This is a genomic window from Sporosarcina gallistercoris (assembly GCF_014836415.1).
In the GTDB taxonomy this organism is placed as follows: Bacteria; Bacillota; Bacilli; order Bacillales_A; family Planococcaceae; genus Sporosarcina; species Sporosarcina gallistercoris.
Window position 1 is genome coordinate 103602 of sequence record NZ_JACSQY010000008.1, and the last position, 12245, is coordinate 115846.

Below are 12245 nucleotides of genomic sequence, written 5' to 3' on the forward strand. Positions count from 1 at the left end.
CCTCCTTATGAACGATCTTTCAATGCAGCAACGCCCGGCAGTTCTTTGCCTTCCATGAACTCAAGTGACGCGCCGCCACCTGTTGAGATGTGGTCCATTTGTTCAGCTACTTCAAACTTTTCTACAGCAGCAGCAGAATCGCCGCCACCAATGATTGTAAATGCTTCGGTTTCAGCCATCGCTTGTGCGACACGCTTCGTACCTTCAGCAAATGGCGCCATTTCGAACACACCCATCGGTCCATTCCAAATCACAAGTTTTGAAGCCCGGATCACACTGTCGTACAGTTCAGCGGTTTTAGGACCGATATCGAGGCCCATCCAACCTTTTTCAATATTACTTACATCTACAACTTTTGTTGCTGCTGATTCCGAGAACGAGTCAGCAACGACAGCGTCAATCGGTACGTATAAGTTGACGCCTTTTTCTTTCGCTTTCTGGATGAACGACTGAGCCAGCTCGATTTTGTCCTCTTCAACGAGGGAATCGCCAGTTTCATGACCTTGAGCGCGAGTGAATGTATACGATAACCCCCCACCGATCAATAGGTTATCCACTTTGTCCAGCAAATGATCGATGACACCGATTTTGTCTTTCACTTTCGCACCGCCAATGATTGCAGTGAAAGGACGGTCCGGATCGGATAATGCTTTTCCGAGGACATCGAGTTCCTTCTCAAGAAGAAGCCCTTGGACACTTGGGAGATACGCTGCAATTCCAGCCGTTGTTGCATGCGCGCGGTGTGCTGCTCCGAATGCGTCATTGACGAAAACGTCTGCAAGTGCAGCAAATTGTTTCGCAAGTTCAGGATCGTTCTTTTCTTCCCCTGCGTGGAATCGTACGTTTTCAAGCAAAAGAATGTCTCCGTCCGCTAATTCGGAAACCGATTTCTCGACTGCAGGTCCTGTAGACTCGTCCAATATCAGAACGGGCTTGCCAAGTAGTTCCGCCAAGCGTTTTCCAGCTTCCGTTAAACGTGAATCTTCTTTCACTTCACCTTTAGGACGCCCCAAGTGACTTGCAAGAATCACTCTTGCTCCCTGTTTGGAAAGGTATTCGATTGTAGGGATAGCAGCACGGATTCTAGTATCATCTGAAACTTTCCCGTCTTCCATAGGTACGTTGAAATCCACTCTGCAGAAAACCCGTTTCCCTTTTAGATCCAAGTCTTTCATCGTCATTTTGGCATTCATGCGAACAAGCACTCCTTCACAACAAAAGTTTATGATAAAAAAAAGGAGGAACCGGGCAAAGCCGTTCCTCCTGCCCATCTATTAAGTATAATCGGTCACAATCTGATAAGCCAGATTTTATGTGCCCGTTATGTGTTTAGGGATGTTGTTCTTATAGTCCTTTTTCGTTCATGTACAGCGCAAGATCGATACAACGAGCAGCATATCCTTGTTCGTTGTCATACCAGCTGATGACTTTCACCATGTTGTCTCCAAGTACCATCGTTGACAGACCATCTACTGTAGAAGAAGCATGGTTGCCATTATAGTCTTTTGAAACGAGTGGAAGGTCGCTGTAGAACAAGTAGCCTTTGAGTTCGTTTTCTGATGCTTCTTTCAACGCACTGTTCACGTCTTCAACCGTAACATCTTTTTTCAACTCAGCCACGAAGTCAACGAGTGAAACGTTAGGTGTTGGAACACGTACAGCCATTCCATCCAGTTTCCCTTTCAATTCAGGGATTACTTTAGTTACAGCAGATGCTGCACCTGTAGTTGTCGGAATCATTGACTCCGCTGCAGCACGTGCACGACGATAGTCTTCGTGCGGAAGGTCAAGAATTCGCTGATCGTTTGTATACGAGTGAATTGTTGTCATCATACCACGCTCAACGCCGAACTTTTCGTTCAATACTTTTACGACAGGTGCTAAACAGTTTGTCGTACATGATGCATTGGATACGTAGTGATCAGTTGCTGCATCGTATTCTTGTTCGTTCACACCCATTACGAGTGTTTTCACATCGCCTTTAGCAGGAGCTGACAAGATGACTTTTTTCGCGCCGGCATCAATGTGTTTCTGTAAGCCTTTAGCATCGCGGAATACTCCAGTACTTTCAACAACGATGTCGACTCCAAGGTCTTTCCATGGAAGGTTAGCTGGATCTTTTTCAGCATAGACACGAATTTTCTTACCGTTCACGATGATATGGTTTTCATCAGAGGTGATTTCCGCATCCAGAATTCCGTGAACTGAATCATACTTCAATAAGTGCGCGAGCATCGGTGCATCCGTCAAGTCATTGACTGCAACCACTTCAAGTTCTTCGTGCGCCAGTGTGTCTCGCATTACGATGCGTCCAATTCGTCCAAATCCATTAATCGCCATTTTTACAGTCATGTAAAATCCCTCCAAGTTTTAGTTGTTGTATATAGATGGCATACTTTGGTGATTTTCCAAAGCAGACCTATTGTAAACAGGTTGTGTCAGTCGTTCGCGAGCAAGTTCACAATTTCCCTTGCAGCGCCTTCATCCGTAATAAGAACAGTTTGCTTTGTAGCTCCACGCAAATAAGAAAGAATCGCTTCTGCTTTTTCAGAGCCCCCCGCTACTGCTAATACCAACGGGATGCGTTTCAGATGTTCGGTTTGAATCCCGACCGTTCGAAGATGGTGAACGGTCTCACCGGCTCCATTAAAGTAATACCCAAAAGCTTCACCTTTTGCACTTCTGGAATCGAGTAACTGTTGTTCTTCTTCATCAGAATCTCGCATTGCCGCCATTTTTTTCGCATCGCCAATACCATGCAGCAAGCAATCCGCTGTTTCATATAACTCAAGCATTTTCCGTGCAGTCGGTTCTCTTAGGAATATGGCATGTGCTTCTTCACTAAGAGATTCAGGATAATATAACGATTTATAAGAAGCATTACACGCATGTGCAAAGGTAGCCGCAATCACGTTCGCTTGCTGTCCTATATTATCTCCAACTCCACCTCTAGCAGGGATGAATACTGTATCCTCCGCACCTGGGTAACAACTCAAGTGTTTCGGAATAGCTGCCATTGTACTTCCACCTGTCACGGCCACGATACGTCCATTTCCAATGCGGTTTGCAAAAACAGATGCAGCTTCAGTTCCAAGTAATTCGTTGGAGCCACCTGGTTCAGAACTGTCCCCTTTTACAATGTGCACATCTTGAATGGAAAAATAACTTTTAATACGCTTTGCAAGCACATTTTTGCCATATTGCAGCTCAACTAATGGCCCAAGATTCTCCAATACACTTTCTCCGTCAGTAGTGATGGTCGCTCCCTCTTTCGCAACACGTATCAGTTGCTGATCTCGAAGGGCTTCCACGACTGACCGTGTTTCACGTTCAGACAATCCTGCAGTGTCAGCAAGAGGTCGTCTTCCGATTGGTCCGGATGTCTGGATGAGCTTCAGCACGAGATAGCGTTGTTGCAAGGTTGCCATCATTTCAGGGACCAACTTTTCCTGTGCTTCAACAATAGCCGGTTTCAGAAAGACTCCTCCTTTCGAGTTAGGACAGTTTTTGACCACGTTGGATAAATTTTGTCCCACTGTAGTCAAAAAAACAGATTAACTTATAATGCAACTATACACACTATTCCCGAACATTTCAAATGTTAAACCTCTGAGTCAAAAAGTAAGGCAAGATCTGCATAACCGATTCTTCCAGAGCAAAGGACTTCATGATCCTTCTCGATAACAGGAATCATAAATACGTATTGCTCATGTTTCGCATCATCCTCTTCAATGTTGACTGTCGTCCACGTCAATGGATAATCTTCTTGAATGAGATGCATCATCTGTTCAGCCTCGTCACATAGAGAACAGCCTGGCTTCGTATAAAATTTCACATGCATGAGAATCCCTCCATTAAAAACAGTGTAAAAGGAAAAAACGATCTACGCAACAACTAGCGTCGCGTAAATCGTTTTTTTCCGCTTACCAGCTACGTCCTGCGCCTCCGCCACCGCCGGAACCGCCGCCGCCAAAGCCTCCGAATCCACCACCAGAACCGCCTGAGCCTGAGCCGAATCCGCCTCCACTGCCTCCGAACGATCCCGGGAAGAAGACCATACCGCCCCCTCGTCTGCCTCGAGATCCACCTGAACCTCCAGAACCGCCGGAACCGCCGCCTCTTCCGGAGTTAAAGAAAATCTGGATGAGAATGAAACCGATGACGATGATCGGGACGATCGGGAGCCCACCTCCATCACCGTTGTCTCCTTCATAGGTTGCAACGGGTAATTCAGAGCCTTCTAGTCCGTACTCCTTTGCGATTTCGTTGTAGAAGGCTTTATAAGCTTCCATGATGGCTAGGTCTGGTTGTTGGGCCTCCAGATAAGGTCCAGCAACTTCATCTATAATTCTGCCAACCTTGCCATCAGGCAAAGCACCTTCTAAACCGTATCCCACTTCCAAACGAAAGTGTCTTTTCTCCGATTCATCTTTTTCAGTTGTTACCACTAAAAGAGCTCCGTTATTTTCTTTCTTATCGCCGAGTTGGAACTCACGCAACTTATTCAATGAAAACTCTTCAATGGGTCTTCCTTCCGTGGACGGCACAACCAATACGGCAAATTCAGCACCAGTCGCACTTTTCAGCCGCTCGCCATAGTCACTCAGTTCGGCTATCTGACTTTCGGAAAGAATACCGGATTCATCTTGTACCACAGCCACATTAGCATGAACTACAGGTTGAACACTCACGAACATTACTAGAAGCATACCAAGCAGGGCAAATACTCGGGCAGCTGTCTTTCTCATTACTCATCAGCCTCAAAATCGACTTCCGGCGCTTTATCCGCACCGGCTTCCGCTTTGAAGTATTCTTTTTCGTCAAATCCGAAAATCGATGCAACGAGTTTGCCCGGGAAACGCTTCACTTGTTTGTTATACGAAGCGACCTCGCCATTGTAATCCTTCCGTGCTACAGCCAGTCTGTTTTCAGTTCCGGCTAATTCGTCCATCAGCTGTCTGAAGTTTTCATTACTTTTTAATTCTGGATAATTCTCTACAACGACTAGCAATCGGCTAAGCGCACCAGAAAGTTCAGAGTCCGCTGCAGCTTGTTCTTCAGGTCCGTTTGCCCCTGCTAATTTTGAACGGGCTTCTGTAACTTGACCTATGACTTCTTTCTCCTGTTTCGCGAACCCTTTTACCGTGTTCACTAAGTTAGGGATTAAATCCACTCTTCGCTGCAGTTGCGTTTCAATTTGTGAATACGCCTGGTCTACGTTTTCTTCTGATGTTACGAATTTGTTGTAGCTTGGTACTAAAATCAATGCCAACACTACAATAATACCTACTATGACCGCTATCGGTCCCAATAACTTCTTCAAAATTCCCCGCCTCCTCAAATATCTGTGTTTCTACACTTTCAGAAGTTTACCCTGAAACCCAGAAACTCAAAACGTTACTTGTCTATTTGTATACGTATGAAAACAAAAAAGGATTCTCTATTTAAATTATTTGTTGATGCTTTTTACAATATGGAGGAAGTCGATTCCTTAGGACTTCACTAACTGTCGGTAGGCATCTGCATTTTCTACATAAATTCAGTCACGATCTTAGCGTCTACTTCCAAGAGCATTCTCAGCATCTTTCATTTAAAGATCCTATCATTTAAAATCTATACTTCTTAATCGGACAACTGCTATGTGCGGGCACTGATTCTTCGCATTAGATAGTAGTGCAACAATAAAAATGAGAAGGAGGGATTTTTTATGAATCAGAAAAAATGTTGTTGTAAAAATTGTCGAAGTACCAGTTGCTGCACTAGCTGTAACGGTTGCAAACAGCATGATGGTAAATGTAATACGTGTACGTGTTGCATTTGTGTCCCTGGCCGACCTGGGCCACCGGGGCCACCGGGACCTCCAGGACCTCCAGGACCTCCAGGACCTCCGGGCGCTGATGGTGAACAGGGACCTCCTGGACCTCCGGGACCGACGCAAGACACATTATGTGATTGCTGTACAACACCTATGCAAAACGTATTAATGCAAATACCAAGCGGTACAGTTGTGACATTGGGAACAACCGACTCGACATCCGGTAATTTAAGTAACGTAACCTTACAATCAGTAGCGAACTATTTGGTTACCGTCACGCAAGGTAGTAACGTTGTAGTAGTTCCTATATGCAAAGTAACAGGGGTTTCAGGAAGAAATGATGCTGCTGACATCATCAATGACATCACGTTAGAACCTCGAAAGGAAGGAACTGGAGAGTGTGCTTGCTGTGAGGATCCGATAGGAAGTTATTTATCCTCCATTTCCGAGGCGGATATCGACGTTATTGGACCAGCATTCAATAACATTCAGAACGCGACTATCCTTGAAGTCGGAGAAGGAATCGTGAAAGTCGATGCTCCTGGATTAGAAGTGGCCGCTCTTTCCACTTGTCAAATATCCTTAATCACCAATCCGATTTCCTGAAAAGTTTTTTGGAACACGATCACTTAACAACAGATTATATGGATAAACTGTAACTCCAACGCCTGTTAAAACTCCCCATTACAAACAAAAAATCACCGGATTGCATGATTTTCATACAATCCGGTGATTATTTTAGAAGTGCTTATATGCCCTCGGCGGGAGTCGAACCCACATTTCAAGCTTCGGAGGCTTGCGTGCTATCCATTGCACCACGAGGGCAGCTTTTGTCTGCATTGCAGCGGACAAGTAATAGTATACTTGCTGGCCGATCCAAAAGCAACAAATATTTGTAAAGCGTTATATTTGACCTTAGTTGACCATACTATGTATGATAAAGTCATGGTTAGGCGGACATCCGCTTTAACATACGACATATTCAACAATCAAAGGGAGGAACTGAAATGAACTTAATTCCTACAGTTATCGAACAGACGAATCGCGGGGAGCGTGCGTATGATATTTACTCCCGCTTACTAAAAGACCGCATTATCATGCTTGGAAGTGCAATTGACGACAACGTAGCAAACTCGATCGTCGCTCAATTACTATTCCTTGAATCTGAAGATCCAGACAAAGATATTTCCATCTATATCAACAGCCCGGGCGGCAGCATCACAGCAGGTATGGCGATCTACGATACAATGCAATACATCAAGCCGAACATCCAAACCATTTGTATCGGTATGGCCGCTTCAATGGGATCATTCCTACTTGCAGCTGGTACAAAAGGAAAACGCTATGCGCTTCCTAACGCTGAAGTTATGATTCACCAGCCACTTGGCGGCGCTCAAGGTCAAGCGACTGAAATTGAAATCGCAGCGAAGCACATTCTCTTCATCCGCGAGAAACTGAACCAGATCCTTGCTGAGCGCACAGGTCAACCGATCGAAGTGATTGAAAAAGATACGGATCGCGATAACTTCATGACCGCAGAACGTGCAAAAGAATATGGATTAATCGACCATATCATTACACGCAGCGATATGAGAGAATCCGAAGGTAAATAATTTCAAGTATCACCAGTGGCGTCCCGTTATTTGCGGGGCGTCTTTTTTGTTAGTTCAACCCCTGCACAAATGCGACAAGTGCTTCAGCAGCTTGTTCTTCGTCGCCGCCATCTGCGATCAAGGTAACTGTGCTGCCTTGTGCGATCGCTAAACTCATGACGCCCATTATACTCTTTGCATTCACTTGGCGCTCATCCCGTTTAACATATAAGTCCGAAGTATAGCGATTGGCCTCTTGCACAAATAATGCCGCCTGTCTTGCTTGCAAGCCAGGCTTAATCTTCACTTCAGCGGTTTTCTCTATCATTGCTTTCAGTCCCTTCCTTTTAAGTGATTCCGCCGACTCTGACTTTTTCGGCAATCTCATCGATTTTACGCAACCTGTGATTCACGCCCGATTTACTTACAGGTCCCCCAGACACCATCTCACCTAACTCTTTCAATGTGATATCTTGATATTCCACACGTAAATGTGCAATTTCTTGCAGCCTGTCAGGTAATTGTTCCAAACCGATGGTCGATTGGATCAGTTTAATATTTTCGACTTGGCGCTGGGCTGCACTGATGGTCTTGTTCAGATTCGCAGTTTCACAGTTCACCAGCCGATTTACACTATTTCGCATATCCCGTACAATCCTTATGTCTTCAAAACGCATGAGCGCAACATGTGCACCGATAATGCTTAAGAAATCCGCAATCTTTTCGGCCTCTTTCAAATAGGCAACGAACCCTTTTTTACGTTCGATCGATTTGGCATTCAACTGATAATCGTTCATGAGCTCGACAAGCGCATCCGAATGCTCGGCATACATCGAGAAGACTTCCAAGTGATAAGAGGAGGTCTCCGGATTATTCACCGAACCACCTGCAAGGAACGCTCCGCGCAAATACGCTCGCTTGCAGCATTCATTAGGTATGATCGCTTCCGAAATGGATTGGTTGGATTGGAATGTGTTCGTCAAAATATCGAGGTCGTCCAATAATTGGCGAGCCCCTTCCCGGATCCTGCAAATATAGACGTTATTCTTTTTCAAACGCATTTTGCGTCGTACGAGCAATTCGACCTTGTGCGTGTAAAGTCTTTTCAAATTTGAATAGAGTCTTCTTGCAATCGCTGCATTTTCTGTTTGAACGTCCAAGCTAATGGTCTTATTGGAAAATGAGAGGACACCATTCATTCGAATGAAAGCAGCAACTTCCGCTTTTGTACAGCAATCATCCGCTTCGATTTGTGTCAATTCCTTTTTCGTTTCTGATGCGAAAGACATGAACTCTCCCCTTTCTCGGTGACGATCACGTCTGTTTTGTTTTGGATTCGTCTGTTATGTACGTCACGAACCATTCTGCTACTTTCTCTGCATCGTGCAATACTCGTTCATTTTCTGCGAGTGCAATGTCTTCTTGCCATATTTCGGGTACTAGCTTCTGCAATTCTTCAAGATCCCGTTCTACAGGCCATGAAGTGACCGTCTGCCCTGCTTCCGTTAAAAGCGGCATGATGTCCGTCTTATTCAGCAGTACGGCATCTAAAAACGGTTTTCCGACATGATCATATAGCGCAGCGACATGCTCGGACGCCGTATAACGGTACGTTTCCCCTTTTTGTGTTGTTAAATTCCCTACATACACTTTACTTGCTTCACTTTTAAGAACGGCCTCCCGAATATCTTGAACAAGCAAGGACGGTAAAATGCTCGTATACAAGCTTCCAGGTCCGATGATGATCAAATCCGCCTGCCGTATCGCATTTAATGTCTCCGGTAAAGGTTTCGCATCTTGGGGCGATAAGTACACTTGACGTATTTTACGTGCATACATGGGAATTTTAGATTCCCCTGTCACAATCGTTCCGTCATCCAATTCCGCATGCAGTTTGATGCGTTGGTTGGCTGCCGGAAGTACTTTCCCTTTAATATTCAGTACCTGTCCTGTTTTCTTGACAGCGCTGGCAAAATCACCTGTAATATCTGTCATGGCGGCAAGCATCAGATTCCCAAGTGAATGTCCGTGTAGATCGTCTTGCGTTGTGAAACGATACTGGAAAAGCTGCTCGATGAGAGGTTCAACATCTGAAAGCGCTGCCATCACCTTTCGGACATCACCGGGAGGCGGGATATCATACTGATCCAACAACCTCCCTGAACTCCCACCATCATCCGCAACTGTAACCACTGCAGTTAAATCGACTGGGTACTTCTTCAACCCACGAAGTAATGTCGACAACCCTGTACCGCCTCCAAACACCACAATCTTCTTGCGGCTATTGGATGGTGTCATAGCGTCAACCCTTTCTTTTTTCGATATGCTGATGTGTTACGTACGTTGTGTAGTCATCTTTAAACTGATTCCCGAAGTATTCCGCAAGGGTGACTGAACGGTGCTGACCACCTGTGCAGCCAAACGCAATCACCACTTGTGATTTACCTTCGTTTTTATATTGGGGAATCAGGAACTGGAATAGATCGGATAGCTTTGTAATCAAAGTCTGCGTATCTTCCCACTTCAACACATAGTCATATACGTCTTTATCCAGCCCCGTCTGAGGACGCATTGATTCTATATAATAAGGATTCGGCAGGAAACGGACGTCAAATACGACATCTGCATCGATTGGCATTCCATGTTTAAATCCGAATGATATGAAATTCAATGTGAAATTTTCGCCTTCGCCTACTGAGAACTCTGCAATGATTTTGTCCCTAAGTTGTTTCGGTTTCATGCGAGAGGTGTTAAAAATCGAACGTGCACGGCCTTTCACATCACTTAACAGACCTCGTTCTTTTTGAATGCCCGTTAATGGTTGTCGTCCATTCGCGAGCGGGTGGGACCTCCGTGTTTCTTTATAACGGCTCACTAATGTTTCATCATCCGCTTCAAGAAATAGGATACGAGTCGTCACATTGTCCATACGGGTCAGATTATCAATCGCATCGAGCAGAGCGTCAAATAGCCCGCCGCCGCGCGTATCGATGACAGCCGCGATTTTCGATTTTTTATCCGCAGATTTCATCATCAAATCGAGGAAAGTCACGAGCAGTTCCGGTGGTAAATTATCAATACAGTAGTAGCCCATGTCCTCAAAACTTTGCATCGCTACGGACTTACCCGCACCCGACATGCCGGTAATAATAACCAGTTCGAGTTCCTCAGAATGTGCTTCAATTTCCATCGGTTCAATCACCTTCCGTAGACATTTGAATTTTTTCTTCCAGAAGCTCAAACTCCTCTGTATACGTGAATGTCCCGTATTGAATACCAGAGCGTGAACTCGCAAATAACAAGTTGGTCCGATCGCCTTCAGCCATTGGAAGTGTATTCAAATCTTCAATCGGATGCCATCCAAGTTCTCCTTCAATGGTCTCAGTGAGAGGTGTCCCTATGAGGTCATGGGCGATAAACGTATACAACATCCATTCATCCACAACGTCTTCACCATTACGTATGACCATGGTGAACACACCTTTAAGATGAGGATCCACAGGTTTAGCACCCGTTTCTTCCGTGAATTCACGAACTGCGGTTTCCATGATCGACTCGCCTGCATCCATCTTTCCACCAGGAGCTACATACCAGCCTCTGCGCGGTTTCTTCAATAATAAGGTTTTCCCGTCTTTCACGACGAGCAGGTTTACAATTCTTTGCATAAGCGTTCCTCACTTCTCTTTGTACACATATGTAATAAGTATAATCGATTTCTTTGAAAAACGACACAAAAAGAAGCTGCCGGCATGGTTCACTCCGGCAGCTTAAAAGTTTATTTTAAAATAGGGGGTCAATCAACACTCTTAGTATAACCGAACACTATTTCAGTAGCGTTACAAAATTGTTAAAGATAGGTTAAGAAAAAATTGCATCTCACACTTGTGTTTCAAGTGATTCTGTCAATTCTTCCACATACTTTTGACAAGATTGCGCTGCGATACTTCCGTCGCCTGTCGCTGTAACGACTTGGCGCAATAGTTTTTCACGCACATCCCCTGCTGCGAAAATCCCCGGAATTTCCGTTTCCATCACTTCGTTCGTTTTAATATACCCATTCTCATCTAAAATACCGAGATCCTTGAACGGTGCCGTGATGGGATCAAGTCCGATGTAAATGAACATACCCTCGGCTTTGAACTCTTTTTCAGAACCATCTTCAGTAGACACCAATGTGACTGAATCGATTTTCCCATCTTTTCCGTGCACTTCTTTAACAGTCGTATTCCAGATGAAGTCGATCTTATCATTCGCAAATGCGCGTTGCTGAAGAATTTTCTGTGCACGTAACTCATCACGACGGTGGATGATTGTAACTTTACTTGCAAAACGGGTTAAGTACGTTCCCTCTTCAACTGCAGAATCTCCGCCGCCGATTACAATGATTTCTTTGTTTTTAAAGAACGCACCATCACAAACAGCACAGTAACTCACTCCGCGGCCTGTTAACTCCGTTTCACCCGGAATACCCATTTTACGGTATTCTGCGCCTGTCGTAATAATGATGGAACGAGCTTTGTACTCTTTTCCGCTTGCGACAACTGTTTTATATTCTTTACCATCGATAATTTCTTTTACATCACCATATGCGTATTCCGCGCCAAAACGTTTGGCGTGATCGAACATTTTAGTGGATAACTCAGGTCCAAGAATGGACTCGAAACCTGGATAGTTTTCAATCTCTTCCGTACTTGCCATTTGGCCGCCTGGTACTCCCCGTTCCAACATAAGAGTTTTCATATTAGCGCGTGCCGTATAAACTGCTGCGGTCATTCCTGCAGGACCTGCCCCGATGATTAATGCATCATAAATAGTTTCAGATGACATGCTAGTTCCTC

At 44.9% G+C, this 12245-nt stretch carries 14 protein-coding genes and 1 tRNA gene; 2 read left to right on the top strand and 13 right to left on the bottom strand.

What is annotated here, in order from left to right; all coding sequences use genetic code 11:
- Positions 1-5 precede the first annotated feature (5 nt).
- The 6 genes from H9659_RS11265 to H9659_RS11290 form a co-directional block, all read right to left on the bottom strand.
- Complete coding sequence (locus tag H9659_RS11265) at positions 6-1193, bottom strand: phosphoglycerate kinase (protein ID WP_191690529.1); 1188 nt, start codon at positions 1191-1193, stop codon at positions 6-8.
- A 151-nt stretch (positions 1194-1344) separates the two neighbouring features.
- Positions 1345-2352, bottom strand: a complete 1008-nt coding sequence (gene gap, locus H9659_RS11270; protein ID WP_191690531.1) for a type I glyceraldehyde-3-phosphate dehydrogenase — start codon at positions 2350-2352, stop codon at positions 1345-1347.
- Between the two features lie 86 nt (positions 2353-2438).
- Positions 2439-3431: a sugar-binding transcriptional regulator gene (locus H9659_RS11275; RefSeq protein ID WP_191690533.1), complete on the bottom strand. Its 993-nt coding sequence runs from the start codon at positions 3429-3431 to the stop codon at positions 2439-2441.
- Positions 3432-3601: 170 nt separating this feature from the next.
- Positions 3602-3841, bottom strand: a complete 240-nt coding sequence (locus H9659_RS11280) for a glutaredoxin family protein (protein WP_191690534.1) — start codon at positions 3839-3841, stop codon at positions 3602-3604.
- An 82-nt stretch (positions 3842-3923) separates the two neighbouring features.
- Entirely contained in the window at positions 3924-4748 is an 825-nt protein-coding gene (locus H9659_RS15580) for a TPM domain-containing protein (protein WP_191690536.1), read from the bottom strand.
- A complete protein-coding gene (locus H9659_RS11290; RefSeq protein ID WP_191690538.1) occupies positions 4748-5323 on the bottom strand; it encodes a LemA family protein in 576 nt (191 codons plus the stop codon). The genes H9659_RS15580 and H9659_RS11290 overlap by 1 nt, the downstream gene beginning before the upstream one ends.
- Before the next feature lie 645 nt (positions 5324-5968).
- Between H9659_RS11290 and H9659_RS11295 the strand changes: the two genes are divergently transcribed.
- Positions 5969-6421 carry a hypothetical protein gene (locus H9659_RS11295; RefSeq protein ID WP_191690540.1) on the top strand — a complete coding sequence of 151 codons (453 nt, stop codon included), beginning with the start codon at positions 5969-5971 and terminating at the stop codon, positions 6419-6421.
- 147 nt (positions 6422-6568) lie between these two features.
- Here H9659_RS11295 and H9659_RS11300 read toward each other — a convergent pair.
- Positions 6569-6640 (bottom strand) — tRNA-Arg (locus H9659_RS11300).
- A gap of 182 nt (positions 6641-6822) precedes the next feature.
- Here H9659_RS11300 and clpP point away from each other — a divergent pair.
- Positions 6823-7428: an ATP-dependent Clp endopeptidase proteolytic subunit ClpP gene (gene clpP, locus H9659_RS11305; protein WP_025783081.1), complete on the top strand. Its 606-nt coding sequence runs from the start codon at positions 6823-6825 to the stop codon at positions 7426-7428.
- Positions 7429-7477: 49 nt separating this feature from the next.
- On the opposite strand, the gene H9659_RS11310 is transcribed toward clpP, so the two are convergent.
- From H9659_RS11310 to trxB, 6 genes are all read right to left on the bottom strand, one after another.
- Entirely contained in the window at positions 7478-7735 is a 258-nt protein-coding gene (locus H9659_RS11310) for an HPr family phosphocarrier protein (protein ID WP_191690542.1), read from the bottom strand.
- Positions 7736-7754: 19 nt separating this feature from the next.
- Positions 7755-8696, bottom strand: coding sequence for a DNA-binding protein WhiA (gene whiA, locus H9659_RS11315; protein WP_191690544.1), 942 nt, complete (start codon positions 8694-8696; stop codon positions 7755-7757).
- A 25-nt stretch (positions 8697-8721) separates the two neighbouring features.
- Entirely contained in the window at positions 8722-9705 is a 984-nt protein-coding gene (locus H9659_RS11320; protein WP_191690546.1) for a gluconeogenesis factor YvcK family protein, read from the bottom strand.
- A gap of 4 nt (positions 9706-9709) precedes the next feature.
- Entirely contained in the window at positions 9710-10597 is an 888-nt protein-coding gene (rapZ, locus tag H9659_RS11325; RefSeq protein WP_191690548.1) for an RNase adapter RapZ, read from the bottom strand.
- A gap of 4 nt (positions 10598-10601) precedes the next feature.
- Positions 10602-11072, bottom strand: coding sequence for an NUDIX domain-containing protein (locus H9659_RS11330; protein ID WP_191690550.1), 471 nt, complete (start codon positions 11070-11072; stop codon positions 10602-10604).
- A 211-nt stretch (positions 11073-11283) separates the two neighbouring features.
- Positions 11284-12234 carry a thioredoxin-disulfide reductase gene (gene trxB / locus H9659_RS11335; RefSeq protein WP_191690552.1) on the bottom strand — a complete coding sequence of 317 codons (951 nt, stop codon included), beginning with the start codon at positions 12232-12234 and terminating at the stop codon, positions 11284-11286.
- Positions 12235-12245: the final 11 nt, after the last annotated feature.